At 35.5% G+C, this 17,951-nt stretch carries 20 protein-coding genes; 13 read left to right on the forward strand and 7 right to left on the reverse strand.

Features of this window, described 5'->3' with window-relative positions; translation table 11 throughout:
• Positions 1-106 precede the first annotated feature (106 nt).
• From Q4500_RS08045 to Q4500_RS08055, 3 genes are read left to right on the forward strand one after another with little or no spacing between them, the layout of a single operon-like run.
• Positions 107-439: a YtxH domain-containing protein gene (locus Q4500_RS08045; protein WP_303599174.1), complete on the forward strand. Its 333-nt coding sequence runs from the start codon at positions 107-109 to the stop codon at positions 437-439.
• Positions 440-787 (forward strand): hypothetical protein, encoded by a 348-nt coding sequence (locus Q4500_RS08050; protein ID WP_303599175.1) that lies wholly within the window; start codon positions 440-442, stop codon positions 785-787. It abuts the gene before it with no gap.
• A 6-nt stretch (positions 788-793) separates the two neighbouring features.
• Positions 794-988, forward strand: coding sequence for a hypothetical protein (locus Q4500_RS08055; RefSeq protein WP_299798917.1), 195 nt, complete (start codon positions 794-796; stop codon positions 986-988).
• A gap of 16 nt (positions 989-1,004) precedes the next feature.
• Here the strand turns inward: Q4500_RS08055 and Q4500_RS08060 are convergent, their stop codons facing one another.
• Positions 1,005-2,561: a hypothetical protein gene (locus tag Q4500_RS08060; RefSeq protein ID WP_303599176.1), complete on the reverse strand. Its 1,557-nt coding sequence runs from the start codon at positions 2,559-2,561 to the stop codon at positions 1,005-1,007.
• An 81-nt stretch (positions 2,562-2,642) separates the two neighbouring features.
• Positions 2,643-3,053 carry an arsenate reductase family protein gene (locus tag Q4500_RS08065; RefSeq protein WP_303599177.1) on the reverse strand — a complete coding sequence of 137 codons (411 nt, stop codon included), beginning with the start codon at positions 3,051-3,053 and terminating at the stop codon, positions 2,643-2,645.
• Between the two features lie 133 nt (positions 3,054-3,186).
• Between Q4500_RS08065 and cls the strand changes: the two genes are divergently transcribed.
• On the forward strand, positions 3,187-4,611 hold the full coding sequence (cls, locus tag Q4500_RS08070) for a cardiolipin synthase (protein ID WP_303599178.1): 1,425 nt from the start codon (positions 3,187-3,189) through the stop codon (positions 4,609-4,611).
• A 59-nt stretch (positions 4,612-4,670) separates the two neighbouring features.
• Complete coding sequence (locus Q4500_RS08075; RefSeq protein ID WP_299799044.1) at positions 4,671-5,240, forward strand: hypothetical protein; 570 nt, start codon at positions 4,671-4,673, stop codon at positions 5,238-5,240.
• Between the two features lie 4 nt (positions 5,241-5,244).
• Here the strand turns inward: Q4500_RS08075 and Q4500_RS08080 are convergent, their stop codons facing one another.
• From Q4500_RS08080 to Q4500_RS08095, 4 genes are all read right to left on the reverse strand, one after another.
• On the reverse strand, positions 5,245-6,768 hold the full coding sequence (locus Q4500_RS08080) for a GH3 auxin-responsive promoter family protein (RefSeq protein WP_299798929.1): 1,524 nt from the start codon (positions 6,766-6,768) through the stop codon (positions 5,245-5,247).
• 150 nt (positions 6,769-6,918) lie between these two features.
• The gene (locus Q4500_RS08085) at positions 6,919-7,506 is read right to left on the reverse strand and encodes an SUKH-4 family immunity protein (RefSeq protein WP_299798930.1); all 588 of its coding nucleotides are present in this window, start codon (positions 7,504-7,506) and stop codon (positions 6,919-6,921) included.
• A gap of 131 nt (positions 7,507-7,637) precedes the next feature.
• Positions 7,638-8,384 carry a hypothetical protein gene (locus tag Q4500_RS08090; RefSeq protein WP_303599179.1) on the reverse strand — a complete coding sequence of 249 codons (747 nt, stop codon included), beginning with the start codon at positions 8,382-8,384 and terminating at the stop codon, positions 7,638-7,640.
• A gap of 66 nt (positions 8,385-8,450) precedes the next feature.
• Positions 8,451-9,206 (reverse strand): sulfite exporter TauE/SafE family protein, encoded by a 756-nt coding sequence (locus tag Q4500_RS08095; protein ID WP_303599180.1) that lies wholly within the window; start codon positions 9,204-9,206, stop codon positions 8,451-8,453.
• Positions 9,207-9,281: 75 nt separating this feature from the next.
• On the opposite strand from Q4500_RS08095, the gene Q4500_RS08100 reads away from it, so the two are divergent.
• The gene (locus Q4500_RS08100) at positions 9,282-11,093 is read left to right on the forward strand and encodes a sodium:solute symporter family protein (protein ID WP_303599181.1); all 1,812 of its coding nucleotides are present in this window, start codon (positions 9,282-9,284) and stop codon (positions 11,091-11,093) included.
• 7 nt (positions 11,094-11,100) lie between these two features.
• Complete coding sequence (locus Q4500_RS08105) at positions 11,101-12,189, forward strand: acyltransferase family protein (protein ID WP_368389737.1); 1,089 nt, start codon at positions 11,101-11,103, stop codon at positions 12,187-12,189.
• A gap of 4 nt (positions 12,190-12,193) precedes the next feature.
• Here Q4500_RS08105 and Q4500_RS08110 read toward each other — a convergent pair whose 3' ends face one another.
• Entirely contained in the window at positions 12,194-12,778 is a 585-nt protein-coding gene (locus tag Q4500_RS08110) for a riboflavin synthase (protein WP_303599182.1), read from the reverse strand.
• Between the two features lie 60 nt (positions 12,779-12,838).
• Between Q4500_RS08110 and pdxA the strand changes: the two genes are divergently transcribed.
• The 6 genes from pdxA to accC all read left to right on the forward strand — a co-directional run bounded on the left by pdxA (position 12,839) and on the right by accC (position 17,934).
• Positions 12,839-13,891, forward strand: coding sequence for a 4-hydroxythreonine-4-phosphate dehydrogenase PdxA (pdxA, locus tag Q4500_RS08115; RefSeq protein WP_303599230.1), 1,053 nt, complete (start codon positions 12,839-12,841; stop codon positions 13,889-13,891).
• A 122-nt stretch (positions 13,892-14,013) separates the two neighbouring features.
• Positions 14,014-14,544, forward strand: coding sequence for a DUF177 domain-containing protein (locus tag Q4500_RS08120; RefSeq protein ID WP_303599183.1), 531 nt, complete (start codon positions 14,014-14,016; stop codon positions 14,542-14,544).
• 7 nt (positions 14,545-14,551) lie between these two features.
• Positions 14,552-14,749 (forward strand): 50S ribosomal protein L32, encoded by a 198-nt coding sequence (gene rpmF, locus Q4500_RS08125; protein WP_027065618.1) that lies wholly within the window; start codon positions 14,552-14,554, stop codon positions 14,747-14,749.
• A 233-nt stretch (positions 14,750-14,982) separates the two neighbouring features.
• Positions 14,983-15,975, forward strand: a complete 993-nt coding sequence (locus Q4500_RS08130) for a beta-ketoacyl-ACP synthase III (protein WP_299798936.1) — start codon at positions 14,983-14,985, stop codon at positions 15,973-15,975.
• 33 nt (positions 15,976-16,008) lie between these two features.
• Positions 16,009-16,497 carry an acetyl-CoA carboxylase biotin carboxyl carrier protein gene (accB, locus tag Q4500_RS08135; protein WP_303599184.1) on the forward strand — a complete coding sequence of 163 codons (489 nt, stop codon included), beginning with the start codon at positions 16,009-16,011 and terminating at the stop codon, positions 16,495-16,497.
• An 84-nt stretch (positions 16,498-16,581) separates the two neighbouring features.
• Positions 16,582-17,934: an acetyl-CoA carboxylase biotin carboxylase subunit gene (gene accC / locus Q4500_RS08140; protein WP_303599185.1), complete on the forward strand. Its 1,353-nt coding sequence runs from the start codon at positions 16,582-16,584 to the stop codon at positions 17,932-17,934.
• The last annotated feature ends 17 nt before the right edge of the window (positions 17,935-17,951 follow it).

A 17,951-nucleotide genomic window follows, 5' to 3' on the forward strand; every position in this document is an offset into this window, starting at 1 on the left:
AAAAGGTTTTGAGTTAAGTAGTTGTATCTTTATTTGAGACATTTGTAAAGCAGGATAATAAATATTTTATCAGGTACAAAAAAACGTTTAATCTAAAATATATAATATGAACAATAGTGGAAATACATTATTAGCAATTATCGCAGGATCTGCCATAGGTGCAGCTTTAGGAATTCTTTACGCACCAGATAAAGGTGAGAATACAAGAAGATTAATTGCTGACCAAGCAGCTGCTACAAGAGATAATTTTGCAGATAGTGCAGTGGATCTTAAAAACAGGGTTGCCTCTAAAATGTCTGACGAGAGAGAAACCTTAGATACAAGAGTAGAATCTTTAGTATCTGATTTAAGTTACAAAACAGAAGATGTGATTTCAACCTTAGAGAAGAAATTGTCTGAGTTGAAGACAAAAAATAAGAAACTGCAGAAAACAGTATAAATGGGAGTAATTGAATCACTTAACGAAACGTCTAATAAGGCAATTGATGTAGGAGAGGTTTACTATAAGAAAACCCAAGAATACTACAGGCTAAAAGTGTTTCAACAATTAACAATGACCACCGGTATGCTGCTAAAAATGGCAGTTATAGGTGGTCTTGCTTTTTTGGCACTTATATTTATAACTGTAGCTGGTGTCGTTTTCTTGGCGAACATTCTTGAGAGTATGGTTGGCGCATGTTTAATTGCCGGAGCTTTATTTATAGCGTTATTAATTTTAGCTTATGTTTTTAGAGGTAAAATTGATAATATGCTAGTAAAAAAGCTGTCTGTTAAATTCTTTAATTAAGAAGATATGTACAAAAATTTTGAGGAAATAGAGTTCAATTTAAAACGCTTAAAACTAGAGCGCGAAATTGCTTTAGAAGAGCTTAAAGGATTGAAACAAGATGTACAAGAAGATTTGAGTCCGTATAACTGGGTATCGACCGCATTCTCGGCTGCCAAGAAATTTGGTATGTTATATATAATGCGAAAAGTAGTAAAATAATTTTAAGCGGTCTAGTTTAATCTTTCCTTCCGTTACCTGTTAGTATATCTAAAAGACCATCTTCTAAATTGATCCATAGATAATTAAAGAAAGATTTATTCTTTATTCGCTCAGTTTCTATATCACCAAATCTATATCCATTTTCATCTGTTTTTGACCCATCGTTTATAAATAGATTACCAATAAATGAAAGTACTTTTTTTACTCCGTTTCTTTCTTTGTTGAGTACTTGAAATTTAAAATCTTCGTACCTCATTTTAATATCTCCTGCAGCAGCATACTCGTCTCCAGAAATAGTAAAGTAAAGCTGGTCGATAGTTCCTGTAGTTTGGGTTCTTAAATTGGGCACCAGAAAATCATTTAAACTAGAAGTATTGAAATTAGCTAATCCGCCAGAAATCAGAAAAGTACTCCGGGAATCATAAACATCAAATTGCCAATTAAGATGAAATTTTCCTGTTCCCATTAAATCGGCATTTAGTTGAATTTGAACAGGGTCTTCAATATTTTTTTTATTTGATAAATTACTGATTACTGCATCTAAATTTTCAAAACTCAATGCACCGGCTTTTACATTATTCGGAATATTCTCTTCATAGACAATTGCTCCTTTTTTGATAAAAATAGAGTCAATTGCCACTTTAAAGGGTAGTTTTTGCAGTAATCTACCGTAAAGAGGCTTATTTCTAAAATCTTCTAATTTGGATTTATCGCGGTATACTTCTAGTTTAGGTTGTGAAAGTAAAAGTTCTTTGAGGTTTACATGTAGCGAATCATTACTGACCAAATAGTTGTGGTCTTCAACTTTTATTAAGGGAATAGATAAATGAACATAATCTCTTTGATAGGTGAATTCTCTACTTAATTCAGCTTTAGAATAGACAGTAGAAAGTACAATATCGGTAATATCAACAGTGGAATTGTTTATCACCATCGACTGCATTTCAAGCTTTTCGAATTTACCTAAAGGCGCATTGAAGTTTTGAATTTCGATGTTGTAATCTGTAAATGTGAACGGAACATATTTTGTTATAATATCGGGATCGGTAGCTACTTCTTTTAACGTAAGATTTATTTGGTCGACAGCTATAAGTGCTACTTCCTCGTTAGAATCCCAAATTTCTACCCTACCGGCATCGAATATGATTTCTTCAATAAATATTTCTTTTAATAATTTGATGGGGTTGCTTTTGCTGGCAACTTCATTGTCAACATTTTCAGGGCAAGTTTTAAAATTTAGATGAGGTTTGGTAAGGGTTAGAGACTTAATAAAAATGGACTTTTGAAATAGTATTTTCCAATAGTCAAATCCGCTAATTGAAAGCATTTCAGCATCCACCTTAATTTCGCAAGAAGAAGTCTGCTTACCTAAGCTAATTACGGCAACGTCTTTAAATGCTATATTGCCTTTTATAAGGCTGATGTTCAATTGTTCGTATGAAAAATCTATATGATCCGGTACCTTTCTTTCTAAAAAGCTAACAACCTCTTTTTTCATTTTCCATTTGGCAAGCAAATAGCCACCAACGCAGAAAATAAGAAGTAAAACAAGCCATTTTAAAATTTTGGACATAAGGTATCTTTAAAAGCAATTTGTTTAGAAGTTTGGCAAACCCTATGTATCAGTGTAAGCGTTGCGTTTTTGAAATCGCTACTACTTATAAGGCTTTTCAAAACCTGTACTATCTGGGTCCATATATTTCTTAAAGTCAGATGCACTTGTAAGCTCAATAAAATCTTCACCTTTTATAACGATGGCGTTTTTTAAAAAACTAGGATTCTTGTTTAAAATTTTCAACCAACCGTCATCATCAAGATCAACAGATGTTTCGCCATATGCTTCTTTAAAATCTGGGTGCTCGGTATTCACCAAGTCAGAAATGTTTTTAGTTAGCCCATCAGCTAATTCTGCCCATTGGGTACCTGTCACGTTCGTCTTAGAAATATCTATAGTTAAATGATCTTTACCTGAAGATTCAACATAGGCATTCAATTGCTTGCCTATAGAATTTTGCGAACTATAATATAAGGTTATTTGTTTTATGTCCATAGCGATCACTCCCATTACTTTTTTTTAAAAGTACTCACATCTAGAGGTAGTAATTAACTCGTTTAAAATTAAAAGTATCTTAATAGGTTTAATCAAACTAGGGCTTAAGCAAATTATAGTATCTTGTTATGGAACAAAATAATTAATAATGAATACTGTTTTTTGGCTTGCATACATAGCGGTAACTTTATGGAGTATAGTCAATATTATATTTAATGGATCTAAGGCAACTAAGATGGTTAGTTGGTCTTTATCTGTAATAATTTTCCCCTTTTTGGGTCCGCTTTTATATTACCTATTTGGTATTAACAGAAGAAAATTTAAGCTGTTTAAACTAAAGCAGACCGAAAAACGAAGACTGTATTCAGAAACCCATAAAGAGCTTGAGGGTGGTGAACAAAGTGTGCATAGGTTCGACGACTATAAGCCAGAAAAATTAGCCTCACTTATTCGAAAAAACAGCTATTTCGCGCCCTATGAAGGTAATGAGGTAACTTTGTTAAATAGTGGAGAAGAAGCGTTTGGGTCTATATTTAAAGCCATAGAAGAGGCTAAAGATTTCATACACCTTCAATACTATATTTTAGCAGAAGGCATGTTGTTAGACAGATTTCACGAACTGTTTCAAAAGAAGATAAAAGAAGGTGTTGAAATTAGAATGTTATATGATTCTTTTGGTAGCAATTCTATGCGAGGCAAGAGGGTAAAACGGTTTATAGATATTGGGGTAAAAGCATATCCGACGATGCCAATTCGTTTCGGAAATCTATTGTTCACCCTTAATTATAGAAATCACAGAAAAATAATAATCATTGATGGCAAAGTTGGTTTCACTGGCGGATTCAATGTGTCTGATAAATACATGAAACCAGTATCTGAACTTGGTGTGTGGCAAGATTTACATTTAAAAATAGAAGGTCCTGCAGTAAATAGTTTACAACGAGTTTTTGTAAAAGATTATCATTTTGCAGGTAAAGAAGAATTGTTGTTGCAAGACAAGTATTTTCCAAAAGTAGAACCTGTTGGTAATACGGTTACACAGATAATTTCAAGCGGACCAGATTCTAAATATCCTGCAATTATGCAGCAATACTTGGCAATGATCAATATTGCAACAAAACGTATTTGTATCGCTAATCCGTATTTTATACCTGGAGAGCCGGTTTTAGAAGCAATTAGAATAGCGGCACTAAGCGGAGTAGAAGTTACTTTGCTTACCCCTAAAATATCAGATTCTTTATTGGCTCAATATAGTATGTTTTCCACTTTTGAAGCTTTGTTAGAAGTAGGAGCTAATATTTATTTAAGACCAGATTTTTCTCATAGTAAGGTTATCATTATCGATGGAGAAATAGTTTCTGTAGGCTCAGGTAATTTTGATTATAGAAGCTTTGAGCACAACTTTGAAACCAATGCTATTTTGTATGATAAAGAAAAAGCTTCTGAAATAGAAGAGCTATTTTCAAAACATTGTACCGATGAGGCGAAGGTAGATTTAGAAAAATTTAAAAAGAGATCGCCGTTCAGTAAGTTTTTAGAAGGTCTTGCCAAATTCTTTAGTCCCCTACTTTGATAAAACCCTTATATAAATACAAATTGAATTATTTAATCTTAATACTATTAAGTTACACTATGGTTGCATCTGCACAACATACAATACCCAATGAAATAACTGAAGAAGCAAAAATTGCGCTGTCTCACTATCCTGAGCTTGCGAATACTAAAATTGAATTTAAGTTTAAAAAGGAAATCAAAAAGTCAACAATGCAGGCACAGCCCTCATTTTGGAGTGTATTTAAGTCTAAGAAAAATAGGTCTTATAATATTTTGATTAGCGAAAGGATAAAGATTGCCGATTCGGTGTACTATACCAAAGACATACCTTCAGAAATTATGATAGGGTGGTTGGGCCATGAACTTGGTCATGTAATGGATTACCAGCAGCGAAGCGGTTTTAATTTAATAGGCTTCGGATTTAAATATGTAACCTCTGAAAATTATATACGAGAGGCAGAGCGTCGTGCAGATTCTTTTGCCGTTACACATGGTATGGAAACTTATATTCTTGCCACCAAAGAATTTATTTTAAAGAAAGCAGGATTAACAAAAGAATATGTAGACCGTATTAAAAACCTGTACCTATCTCCAGAAGAAATTATGTTATTGGTTGAAGAGAGAGATGCGTTAAGTCAAGGTAAATAGGGGCTTAATTGTGCTCATTTACAAAAGCTTCCCATTCGGCAAACTTTTCTTCTTTCATTACTCGCTCCATTTTTACTTGTCCGCCTTTCTTTTTGTTGCTATCGTTCCAATCGTAAAACACATCAGGATTAATAGTAAAAACCTTCACTCCTTTTAGAGCTTTAGACCTTGCAACTTTGTAGTTTTTATTGGCAGCTTTTAAAGACTCATCTAGCTTTTTAGCTATTTCTTTTGGGTCTTGGGTAGCGTTAGTTCCTAAATACCAGGTATGGTAAAATCCGTCTTCGTACTTTTTCGCACAAAGTGTGTATTCGGGTATTTCAATATCAAAAGTTTCCATGATGTCTTGTAGGGCATCATCCAGTTTATTGACCGATAATTGTGAGCCGACAGTATTCAAAAAGAACTTGGTACGCCCCGTAATTTTAATTTCGGCACGTTCCACATCGGTAAACTCAATAGTATCACCAATAAGGTAACGCCAAGCACCACTAACCGTACTAATAATAAGTACATAATTCTGACCGGTTTCAACCTCAGATAATGTTAGTGAAGGAGCATCTTGTGAAAGAGAACCATCTTCTAAAATATAATCGGGATTGAAAGGAACAAATTCAAAGTAAATTCCGTTATCCGTCACCAATTTCATCGCATCAGTTTCTGGTCTAGCTTGAAAGGCAATAAATCCTTCAGATGCTAAATAGGTGTCAATTACCGTTACAGGTTTCCCCATTAAGGCATTAAAACTTTTTTCGTAAGGTCCAAATGCAACTCCGCCAGAAGTGTACACCTGCAGGTTAGGCCAAATCTCGTGAATGTTGTTGAGGTTGTGTTTTTTAATGACTTCTTTCAGCATTAACTCGATCCAAGAAGGGATTCCGCTCAGTGCGCCAATATCCCAATCTGCAGCTTTTTCAGCAATTTTAGCAACACGTTCATCCCAGTCATCAATTTTGGCAATTTCTTTTCCGGGTTTGTAATATCCACTAAACCAAGATGGTATATTGCTTGCGCTAATACCGCTGATTTCGCCCTCTAGGTGATCATCATTTTCTATTAAATCAGTAGAACTGCCCAGCATTAAAATTCCCGTTTCAAAGAAATCTGCCGGAAGATCGAAATTCGAAATTGCCAACACTTGCTTAATACCCGCTTGTCTAATAGCATCTATCATAGCATCGGTCACCGGAATGCGCTTACTAGTTTTACCTGTAGTGCCAGAACTCAGCGCAAAATAATCTGGACTACCGGGCCACGTTACATCGGTCTGGTCTTCGTGCAATTTATGCCACCATTTTTCATTGATTTGATTATAGTCGAAAAAAGGCACGGCATCACGAAATGCTTGCTGCGGATGATCATTTTCTAGAATATTATTGAAGTCATAGGCTTTACCAAAAGAAGTATCTTTTGCAGTTTCTAAAAGGTTTTGAAGAACAGCTTTTTGATCTGCAATAGGGTTATCATCACCAGTAATTTTGTCGGTAATATCGATAACTCCTTTTATAAAATTTCCTATGATATTCATATGTAACGGTATTTAGGTTAGTATTGCTAAATTACTGGTTACGTGAGGTAAAGATTAACCCTAATCTGAAATATGTGGACTTTATTGGGTTAATGGTTTTGGGTTGATGTTAAAATTTAATATTTCATTTTATATGTATTTATAGAAAGCTTATTCGTTTCGAAAATCTTTTCTCATTTCCAATTCCATTTCTATTTGCTCCAACCAAAACCCATCTTGTTTTATAATTTTAGAATCTGCTAATAATAGTTCCAATTTTAGGGCTTCAAATTGTTCATCAGAAAAATTAGAATTCATAATTGCGTCTTCTCCGTTTTCTTTTAGAACTCTATCAATGAATTTTTTGTAAGCAATTAAGGAGTCAGTCAATGAGCTAAAATTTGAGTTGAAAGGTTTGGGGGAGAAATAATCTTCATGATCAAGATATTCTATTCGATCCTCTGATTCTGTATTTACGACAATGGGGTCTCCATCACTGCAACTTCCAATAACTATGTACTTGTCAAATTCAGGCTCTAAGAACTCATAAATTTTTGTCAGTTTATGGATTCCCTTGTATAAATCATCTGAATCCGTAACGAAACTAAGAAATGGAGCAGCACTTTCTGGAAGTCCAACTGTGTTTAGAAATTGGATAGAGGCATCACGTAATCCAAGTTCATTTAACCTATTTGTACTAATAGGGTTAAGTTTTTCTTCATTTGAAGTCCATAATTTTTTAAATTCTTCTGGTTTCATTTACAAGCGTGTTGAGAATAATTAATCTAAACTTAAAAATCCAATCTTTAACTAAGCAAAATAAGCACAGCTCCCACAGAAATCAACACCAAAATAATCCTATTAATTAGATTTGTTTCTTTGGTAATATATTATTTGCCTACTATTTGAATATTGCCACATTTTGCATGCGATGTCCAAATCTTAGATGACACAAAATTGTATCTCAATAGCATTTCCCAAGTTTCATTGTGGTTTCTATAAAGTAGGGTGTAACCTTCACCTTTACAACGGTGGTTTTCAAAAATAGAAATTTTAGCATATTTATGGTCTTTTGAAAATATAGGCTTAGAAATTTGAAAGTATATATTCTCTTCTTCATTAATTTCCTCGTCAATTTCCCAAGCTTTAACCAGTTCTTCGTTAAGTTTTTTATTTGCCCAAATCTTATTTTTATTCCAAAGAAGTTTTTTCTTTACAACTATAGAATGGCGTTTTTTATTTCTTAAAATACTATCGTATTTCCCGGGACTAATATTATATTTTACAAAAATGATACTCTTTGCTAGAGGTGGAGAAAATCTTTTATACTTTTTACTAGACAGATTTTTTACATTTTTTAAAGAGTAGTTTGTCCAGTCTATAGTTTCCTCATTTGATTTATATATCAAGTCTAAAGGAAAATTATTGGCTATCAATTTTAATTCTCGTATTTGAAATTTTTGAAGCGAATCGTTAATAATAGGTTCTTCTAAACCTTCTTTAAATAACAAATAGTGCTCAAAGTCTTTCGGGAAATCATGATCAATAACACTTTCAACTAAACTTGCAGTCATCGAATCTTGACCGAATATATTTAAGACAGAAAAAATTGAAAGTATTAAAATGTAATTTTTCATCTAGTATCGGAAAAGGTCTTTAAAATTGATTTTCACACCAAAATAACTCAAACTTAAAACAAAGTACTAACTAAGCATAATAAGCACAGCACCAACAGCTGTCAATACTAAGATCATCTTTCTAAAGAAAGCTTCTTTAATGTGTTTTATAAATCGGACTCCAACGAAAAACCCTAAAAGAATACCAGGTAAAAGCATCAAGTTCAATTGTAAAGTTTCAATAGATATGGTTTTCCAGACGAAAAAATGAAATGGAAGTTTAATGATATTTACAATTAAAAATAACCAAGCTGCCGTACCTATAAATTGATTTTTTGGCAAGCGCATGGCTAAAAAGTAAATGTTAGAGAAAGCTCCCGCTAAATTACCTACCATGGTAGTAATACCTGCTATGGTGCCAATGGCTCCGGCAAATGTCCAGTGAGAAGGTACGTTCTTGTCCTTTTTGCGATCCCAATAAAACATCATACCAACGGTGATGATAATTATGGTTGCCATGGCTATTTTAAAGAACTTTTCGGGCAGTTCGTTTCCTATGAATACACCTATTAATAAACCAACGAGCATCCACGGTAATACTTTAAAAACATATTTCCACTGTGTATATTTATTATAGTAGATAACGGAAAAAATATCAGCAAGAACTAAAAGAGGTACCACCATGCCTGTAGACTGTCTTGCGCCAAATGCCAAAGCCATTATGGTAACGTTTAAAACAGCAATACCTTTAATGCCTGCCTTAGATAACCCTATGATAAAGGTCGCAATTGATGCCAAGATCCAAGCGGTTGGGGTAATTTCTGTAGTTATTGATAGAAGCACGTGGTACGTTTAGCGTATTAGGTATAAGAATGTCCTAAAATAATATATCTTTAACAATCAACCTAAAACCAACTTATGGAACTCAGTACGCTAGACTATACTTTTATTATAGTTTTCTTTTCCCTTGTCTTAGGCATAGGGTTTTATGTATCTAAAACATCTGGTAAAAGTTCTTCGGAATTTTTTCTTTCAGGACGTACAATGCCTTGGTGGCTTTTAGGGCTTTCAATGGTAGCAACTACTTTTTCAACAGATACACCCAATTTGGTAACAGATATCGTACGTACCAACGGAGTTTCAGGGAACTGGGTTTGGTGGTGTTTTTTAATAACAGGTATGTTAACGGTTTTCGTTTATGCAAAACTATGGCGTAAGTCGAATGTAAATACAGATTTAGAATTTTATGAAATGCGCTATGGCGGAAAACCTGCTAGCTTTTTAAGAAAGTTTAGAGCTATTTACTTAGGGGTTATTTTTAATGTAATTACCATGTCTGCCGTTACTTTGGCAGCGATTAAGATAGGAAGCATTATGTTAGGCTTAGAGCCTTGGCAGACTGTTGTAAGTGCAGGATTAATTACAGTAACTTTTAGCGCCCTTGGCGGATTCAAAGGTGTTGTTTATACCGATTTCCTTTTGTTCTTTGTAGCAATGGCAGGGGCAATAGGTGCAGCATATTACTTAGTGAATATTCCCGAGGTTGGCGGTATCGAAGCCTTAATGGCGAATGAAAATGTAGCTTCAAAATTGAACATATTGCCAGATTTCAGTAATAAGAAGGCATTGATTACCTTATTTATAATTCCCCTAGCCGTGCAATGGTGGAGTTCTTGGTACCCAGGTGCAGAGCCAGGTGGCGGTGGTTATATTGCACAACGTATGTTAGCGGCAAAAGATGAAAATCATGCAATTGGTGCAACATTCTTCTTTAATATCATGCACTATGCATTAAGACCGTGGCCATGGATTTTGGTGGCATTAGCTTCTATAGTAGTATATCCAGATTTGGCGAGTATACAAGAAGCTTTCCCAAATGTAACTCCAGATAAATTAGGTCATGATTTAGCATATTCAGCAATGTTGACCAAACTACCTAGCGGATTGTTGGGTGTTGTTTTAGCATCCTTAGTCGCAGCATATATGAGTACGATAAGTACACAGTTAAACTGGGGATCTTCGTATATCGTTTTTGATTTTTATAAGCAACAGATAAATCCTAATGCATCTGAAAAGAGATTGGTAGCAGTAGGTAGAATTTCAACAGTTGTTTTAATGCTATTTAGTGCTGCATTGGCATTGTTGCTTCAAAATGCACTTCAGTTATTTGATATATTATTAGCATTTGGTGCCGGTACCGGACTTATATTTATACTAAGATGGTTCTGGTGGAGAATTAATGCATGGAGTGAGATTACTGCGATGTTCGCATCGGGTATTATTTCTATCATATTAAAACTGACTCCCGTAGGTGCATATCTTTTTGCTACGGAAACAGGCGTTTTGCCAGACTGGTCAGAATACATATTTATTGTAGTGTTGACTACGGCGATTTGGTTGATAGCGACATTTATGACACAACCAGAATCTAACGATACCTTAAGAAGTTTCTATAAGAAGATTCAACCGGGTGGACCAGGTTGGTATAAAGTAGTCGCCGATGCAAAAACCGATGCAGTAGAGATTGTAAAAGATAAAGAAAAGTGGAGTGTACCCGCAGGTATAACGGCAATGTTGTTAGGGGTTATTCTAATTTATTCTATAATGTTCGCTACAGGGTATTGGATCTATGGCAGAACAACACAAGCTATTGTTTTAACCGTAGTATCAGCAATTGCAGGAGTGTTGTTGGTAAAAGCTTGGAACCGCTTAAAAGGTAATATCTTATAGTAATAGGATGATAAAAGACAGAATTTTATCGGTCGATATTTTTAGGGGAGCTACCATATTACTAATGGTCTTGGTAAATACACCAGGTACATGGTCTAATGTATACGCCCCTTTCCTCCATGCTGATTGGCATGGCTATACGCCGACTGATTTAGTTTTTCCTTTCTTCTTATTTATCGTGGGCACATCAATAGCATTCTCTTATAAAAATAGAACCGTAGATGCTAAAGCTTATAAGAAGATTGCGATAAGAGCATTGAAGTTAATTGCATTGGGACTCTTCTTAGGTGCGTTTCTTATTCACTTTCCGTTCTTTAAAAGCTTCAGTGATATTCGTTTTCCGGGAGTGTTGCAACGAATCGGTGTCGTGTTCTTTTTTGGCGCATTGTTATTCATCAACCTGAATTGGAAACAGTTGATTTGGGTAACAGTGATATTATTAATAGGATATTGGTTGTTGATGACTTTTGTTCCTGTAGACGGAGTGACATCAACATTAGAAAGGGCACCAAATAATTTAGCCAATTGGATAGATGTAAAAATCTTCGGTTCACATAATTACAAGCCAGATTATGACCCAGAAGGATTGTTAAGCACCATACCCTCAATCGCAAGCTCCTTATTAGGAGTGTTCACAGGTCTCATTTTAACCAGCAAGCAAGAAAAGAAAGCAACTATATTAATGGGATTGGGCGGCAGTCTTCTTATTATAGGGCATATTTGGGATATTATTTTTCCAATCAATAAAGCCCTTTGGACAAGCAGTTTTGTGTTGGTAACCGCAGGTTGGGCAAATCTTATACTGGCGTTGATTTATTATTTAACAGATGTCAAGAAAATAGAATTCGGCTCCGTCTTCAGGTATGCAGGGGCAAATGCTATTGTTATTTATTTCTTGTCAAGTTTTATCAGTAAGGTAATGGGGCAAATAAAAATTGGTGACACCTCTTTACATGGGTGGTTATTTCAAACAGTATATGTCCATGATTTTCTGGCACTAGAAACATCATCCCTTTTGTACGGGTTAAGTGTAGTGCTGTTTTATAGCCTTTTGGGCTATATTCTATATCAGAAAAAGATATTTATTAAGGTATAGCGGGTTATTTCGCCATCAACTTTGCAACATACTTCCCAATAACATCAAACTCCAGATTTACAATAGTACCCGGTTTGTAAGTATTAAATCTAGTATGCTCGTAGGTGTAGGGTATAATCGCTACTTCAAAAGTATTCTTGCCAGAATTCACTACCGTTAAACTCGTACCGTCAATGGTAATAGACCCCTTTTCAATAGTTGGGTTTCCAGTTTTCGAATCGTAGGTAAATGAAAAAATCCAACTTCCATTATCTTCTTTTACGCTAGTACATTCGCCCGTTTGGTCTACATGACCTTGAACAATATGTCCGTCTAACCGAGATCCTAAAATCATAGCGCGTTCTAAGTTTACGGTATCGTTTGTTTTTAAACTATCAAGATTGGTTTTGCTTAATGTTTCAGCAATAGCAGTTACTGTGTAGGTAGTATCCGTTAAGCTAACAACGGTTAAACAAACGCCGTTATGAGCTACACTTTGATCTATTTTCAGTTCAGGTGTTAAACTAGATTCTATAGTTATATCTAAGTTACCGCCTTTAGCTTCAAGAGAAGTAACCTTACCTAATGTTTCAATAATTCCCGTAAACATGTGTCGTTTAATTTAAGTAATTTTGAATATTCAAAATTGAGTACAAAGGTACAGATTATCATGGAGGAAAACAGGAAAATTAGGTTAGGCATCTCTATAGGAGACTTGAACGGAATAGGTTGTGAGGTAGCATTAAAAACATTCGAAGACAGCAGAATGTTAGATTTTTGTACTCCCGTTATATTTGCCTCTAATAAGACGGTTTCCTTTCAAATGAAACAATTGAAGCTCAATATTGTTTTTAATGGTATACCAGAAGCTTCGAAAGCCATAGACAATAAGATTAACATTGTAAATGTTTGGAAAGAAATGCCTAGAATTGATTTTGGGCAGGCAACTAAAGAAGGTGGTGAATATGCCATTAAATCATTGCGAGCTGCAGTAGACGCATTAAAAAAGGGAGATATAGATGTGTTGGTAACGGCACCGATCAATAAGAACAATATTCAGTCAGAAGAATTTAAATTCCCAGGGCATACGGACTTTTTAGCGCAAGAACTAGAAGGCGAAAGTTTAATGTTTATGGTGACAGATACCTTAAAGGTTGGTTTACTAACCGATCATGTTGCGGTAAAAGATGTTTCAGCAGCAATAATTCCTAGATTAATACGCGATAAGATCAATACCATAGAAAAGTCGTTGATGATGGATTTTGGTATTCGTAAACCAAAAATCGCTTTGTTAGGTATAAATCCGCATAGCGGAGATAATGGCGTAATTGGCAAAGAAGACGATGAGGTAATGAAGCCGGTGATAAAAGAAATGTCAAATATGGGTCACTTAGTATATGGACCATATTCAGCAGATAGCTTTTTTGGATCTGATGGCTATAAAAAGTTCGATGCAATTTTAGCGGCATATCATGACCAAGGATTAATTCCGTTTAAAACAATAGCATTTGGTCAAGGTGTAAATTTCACGGCAGGGTTAAGTAAAGTGAGAACATCGCCGGATCACGGTACTGCCTATGAAATAGCTGGAAAAGGGGTGGCTGATTCGAGTTCGTTCGAAGAAGCGGTCTTCATGGCGCTGAAGATATTTAAGAATAGAACCGAGTACGAAGAGCTAACAAAAGACGTGTTAAAAAAGCAGCGTTTAAAGCGGGAACGTTAATTTTTGGTTCAATTAAAAAGTTATAAAGATAAATAGTTGATAACTATTGTCTTTTATCAAAATTATAGTATCTTTGCACCCGCCTTTTGTGGGCGATTAGTGTTAATTTAAGTGTGTACGAGATGAAGCAAAAGGAGTTCAATATTCCTTTCTCAGGATTGAAGCAAGGGAAACACAACTTTAATTACCAGATTGAAAATACGTTCTTTGATTCTTTTGGATACGATGAATTCAATGCTACCAACATCAATTTAGATGTAGTACTTCATAAAACAAGTACAATGATGGAGGTTGATTTGGAAGCATCAGGAACAGTGAATGTTGATTGTGACATAACTAGCGAGCCGTATGATCAAGCTATAAGCGGAGATTTGCATTTGGTAGTTAAGTTTGGTGAAGAGTATAATGATGAGAATGATGAAATATTAATTCTTCCGCATAACGAACACCAATTGAACATTGATCAGTATGTGTATGAAATGCTAGTATTGGCAGTTCCACAAAAAAGAATTCATCCTGGTATTGAAGATGGCACTTTAGAATCTGAAGTGTTAGACAGGTTAAACGAGCTTCAACCAAAAGAGAAAAGATCAGAAAAAGAAGAAAACGATCCCCGTTGGGACGAATTAAAGAAACTATTAACGGATAAATAAGGTTTAAATGGCACATCCTAAGAGAAAAATTTCCAAAACAAGGAGAGACAAAAGAAGAACACATTATAAGGCAGTAGCTCCTACTTTGGCTACAGATTCTACAACTGGCGAGACTCACCTATTTCACAGAGCTCACTGGCACGAAGGAAAATTACATTATAGAGGTCAAGTTTTGGTTGACAAAACTGAAGAAGCAGAAGCTTAAGCCCCTTTTATATTATACTAGACTCCCACTTCATTTGAAGGAGGGAGTTTTTTTTAGTCCAATTTGTTTTTTAGCACCTTGTTATTCAGATAATCTAAGGGCTTAAACGGATATGGCTATTAATTGCAATTTTTCAAAAACCCGATAACTTTACCCAAAAAGTCGTTGAAAATCACTAATTTTCATGACTTTTGACAGGTTTTTTAAGTTTTTTACAAGAAAGCAAATAAAGTATGACTAAAATTACAGCAGCTATTACCGCGGTAGGAGGTTATGTTCCCCAGTTTGTAATGACCAACAAAATGCTTGAAGATTTGGTTGAAACCAATGACGAATGGATCACTACCAGAACAGGCATTAAAGAAAGAAGGGTACTAAAAAAGGAAGAAGGAGAAGGGACGTCGTATTTAGCCATTAAAGCGGCACAAGACCTAATGGAGAAGAAGGGGCTAGATGCTTCAGAAATAGACCTTGTAATAGTTGCTACGGCAACACCCGATAGTATGGTAGCTTCTACAGCTGCTTTTGTTGCTTCAGAAATTGGAGCCGTTAATGCTTTTGCCTACGATTTATTAGCTGCATGTTCAAGTTTTCTTTTTGGCATGTCAACAGTTGCCGGTCATATCGAAACCGGTAGATATAAAAAAGTACTACTTATAGGGGCAGATAAAATGTCATCTATTATTGATTATACCGACCGTACCACATGTATCATTTTTGGAGATGGTGCCGGGGCCGTGCTTTTTGAGCCAAATACAGAAGGTCTTGGTCTACAAGATGAGTATTTGAGAGCAGACGGTAGCGGAAGACAATTTTTGGGCATGGAAGGTGGCGGATCATTAATGCCGGCTACTATAGAAAGCGTGACCAATAAAAAACACTACATTTTTCAAGAAGGAAAAACGGTGTTCAAATTTGCGGTATCTAATATGGCAGATGTGGCAGCGAAGATCATGGATAGAAATGATCTTACTGAAGAGGATGTAGACTGGCTAGTGCCGCATCAAGCTAATAAACGTATAATTGATGCCACTGCTAAAAGAATGGGTGTAGGCGAATCAAAAGTGTTGATGAATATTCAACGTTACGGTAATACCACTTCAGCAACCTTACCATTATTATTATTCGATTACGAAAAACAGCTTAAAAAGGGAGATAATCTGGTATTTGCAGCCTTCGGTGGCGGCTTTACTTGGGGTTCTATCTACTTGAAATGGGCTTATTAACTAACAACAACTACCAATTATAACTTAGAAAATATGGATATTAAAGAAATTCAAAGCCTTATCAAGTTTGTTGCCAAGTCTGGCGCTAGCGAGGTAAAACTGGAAACGGATGATATTAAGATCACCATTCGTACCGGAAGCTTATCAGCTAATTCTGAGCCAACTTATGTGCATACGATGCCTATGGCTCAACAAGCTATGCCAGCAGCTCCTGCACCAGTAGAAGTTCCAGCAGCAGCCGGAGCTACAGAAGCTGAAAAGCAAAAAGCTGAAGATGATAAATACATCACTATAAAGTCTCCGATTATTGGTACTTTTTATAGAAAACCTTCTCCTGACAAACCTGTTTTTGTTGAGGTAGGACAAACTATTGGTATTGGAGATGTACTATGTGTTATTGAGGCAATGAAATTGTTCAACGACATAGAATCTGAAGTTTCTGGTACTATCGTTAAGATATTGGTAGATGATTCTTCACCAGTAGAGTTTGATCAACCATTATTCTTGGTAGATCCGTCTTAACTAAATTTTGAGTAGTTATTGTTAGATGCCGTTGCTAAACGATGTTTAAGAATGTTATGGAACCAAGAACTTAAAATTTAAAAGATGTTTAAAAAAATACTGATTGCCAATAGGGGAGAAATCGCTTTGCGTGTTATTCGTACCTGTAAAGAAATGGGTATTAAAACGGTAGCTGTATATAGTAAGGCAGACGAGGAAAGTTTACATGTGCGTTTTGCAGATGAAGCTGTATGTATTGGTCCTGCTGCTAGTAGCGAATCCTATTTAAAGATCCCTAACATAATTGCGGCTGCAGAGATTACAAATGCAGATGCTATTCACCCAGGATATGGTTTTCTTTCAGAAAACTCAAAGTTCTCACGTATATGTGCAGAACATGATATAAAATTTATTGGTGCTTCTGGTGACCAAATAGACAAAATGGGGGATAAGGCTACAGCCAAAGAAACCATGAAAGAAGCTGGTGTACCATGTGTGCCTGGTTCAGAAGGTCTATTGAAAGATGTTGCAGATGCCAAGAAAATAGCCAAGAAAATGGGCTACCCTGTAATGATTAAAGCTACTGCTGGTGGTGGTGGTAAGGGTATGCGCGCTGTGTTCTCTGAAGACAAAATGGAAGAGCTTTTCGATAGTGCCGTTAACGAAGCAACTGCTGCTTTTGGTAATGGTGGTATGTATATGGAAAAGTTGATTGAAGAACCAAGACATATTGAAATTCAAATTGTAGGTGATCAATTCGGTAAAGCATGTCACTTATCAGAAAGAGATTGCTCTATTCAACGTCGTCACCAAAAGTTGACAGAGGAGACTCCGTCACCTTTCATGACGGACAAGTTAAGAGAAGCAATGGGTGAAGCTGCTGTTAAGGCTGCCGAATTTATAAAATATGAAGGCGCCGGTACTATCGAATTTTTGGTAGATAAGCACCGTAAATTCTATTTTATGGAAATGAATACCCGTATTCAAGTTGAGCACCCAATTACAGAGCAGGTTATTGATTATGATTTAATTCGTGAGCAAATTCTTGTAGCTGCAGGTGTGCCAATTTCAGGTAAAAACTATCTTCCAAAATTACATTCTATCGAGTGTAGAATTAATGCGGAAGACCCATATAACAATTTTAGACCATCGCCAGGTAAGATTACAACCTTACATACACCAGGTGGTCATGGGGTAAGAATGGATACGCACGTATATAGTGGGTATAGTATTCCTCCAAATTACGATTCAATGATTGCTAAGTTAATTACTACTGCCCAAACTAGGGAAGAGGCAATCAATAAAATGAAGCGTGCTTTAGATGAGTTTGTAATTGAAGGAATAAAGACGACTATTCCGTTTCACAGGCAATTAATGGACCATCCAGATTATTTGGCTGGTAATTATACAACAGCCTTTATGGATAGTTGGAAAATGAATCCACCTAAAGAAGATTAATCAAAAAAACTCTAACA

The organism is Maribacter sp. 1_MG-2023 (assembly GCF_030547005.1).
GTDB lineage: Bacteria > Bacteroidota > Bacteroidia > Flavobacteriales > Flavobacteriaceae > Maribacter.

What these genes read in the sequence shown, in the direction of transcription:
- Q4500_RS08130 (WP_299798936.1), top strand. Translation starts at nt 14,983, where the DNA reads ATGACTAAAATTACAGCAGCTATTACCGCGGTAGGAGGTTATGTTCCC.
- Q4500_RS08105 (WP_368389737.1), top strand. Translation starts at nt 11,101, where the DNA reads ATGATAAAAGACAGAATTTTATCGGTCGATATTTTTAGGGGAGCTACC.
- pdxA (WP_303599230.1), top strand. Translation starts at nt 12,839, where the DNA reads ATGGAGGAAAACAGGAAAATTAGGTTAGGCATCTCTATAGGAGACTTG.
- rpmF (WP_027065618.1), top strand. Translation starts at nt 14,552, where the DNA reads ATGGCACATCCTAAGAGAAAAATTTCCAAAACAAGGAGAGACAAAAGA.
- Q4500_RS08100 (WP_303599181.1), top strand. Translation starts at nt 9,282, where the DNA reads ATGGAACTCAGTACGCTAGACTATACTTTTATTATAGTTTTCTTTTCC.
- Q4500_RS08090 (WP_303599179.1), bottom strand. Translation starts at nt 8,384, where the DNA reads ATGAAAAATTACATTTTAATACTTTCAATTTTTTCTGTCTTAAATATA.
- Q4500_RS08075 (WP_299799044.1), top strand. Translation starts at nt 4,671, where the DNA reads ATGGTTGCATCTGCACAACATACAATACCCAATGAAATAACTGAAGAA.
- Q4500_RS08055 (WP_299798917.1), top strand. Translation starts at nt 794, where the DNA reads ATGTACAAAAATTTTGAGGAAATAGAGTTCAATTTAAAACGCTTAAAA.
- accB (WP_303599184.1), top strand. Translation starts at nt 16,009, where the DNA reads ATGGATATTAAAGAAATTCAAAGCCTTATCAAGTTTGTTGCCAAGTCT.
- Q4500_RS08080 (WP_299798929.1), bottom strand. Translation starts at nt 6,768, where the DNA reads ATGAATATCATAGGAAATTTTATAAAAGGAGTTATCGATATTACCGAC.
- Q4500_RS08110 (WP_303599182.1), bottom strand. Translation starts at nt 12,778, where the DNA reads ATGTTTACGGGAATTATTGAAACATTAGGTAAGGTTACTTCTCTTGAA.
- Q4500_RS08060 (WP_303599176.1), bottom strand. Translation starts at nt 2,561, where the DNA reads ATGTCCAAAATTTTAAAATGGCTTGTTTTACTTCTTATTTTCTGCGTT.
- Q4500_RS08085 (WP_299798930.1), bottom strand. Translation starts at nt 7,506, where the DNA reads ATGAAACCAGAAGAATTTAAAAAATTATGGACTTCAAATGAAGAAAAA.
- Q4500_RS08120 (WP_303599183.1), top strand. Translation starts at nt 14,014, where the DNA reads ATGAAGCAAAAGGAGTTCAATATTCCTTTCTCAGGATTGAAGCAAGGG.
- Q4500_RS08045 (WP_303599174.1), top strand. Translation starts at nt 107, where the DNA reads ATGAACAATAGTGGAAATACATTATTAGCAATTATCGCAGGATCTGCC.
- Q4500_RS08050 (WP_303599175.1), top strand. Translation starts at nt 440, where the DNA reads ATGGGAGTAATTGAATCACTTAACGAAACGTCTAATAAGGCAATTGAT.
- Q4500_RS08065 (WP_303599177.1), bottom strand. Translation starts at nt 3,053, where the DNA reads ATGGGAGTGATCGCTATGGACATAAAACAAATAACCTTATATTATAGT.
- accC (WP_303599185.1), top strand. Translation starts at nt 16,582, where the DNA reads ATGTTTAAAAAAATACTGATTGCCAATAGGGGAGAAATCGCTTTGCGT.
- cls (WP_303599178.1), top strand. Translation starts at nt 3,187, where the DNA reads ATGAATACTGTTTTTTGGCTTGCATACATAGCGGTAACTTTATGGAGT.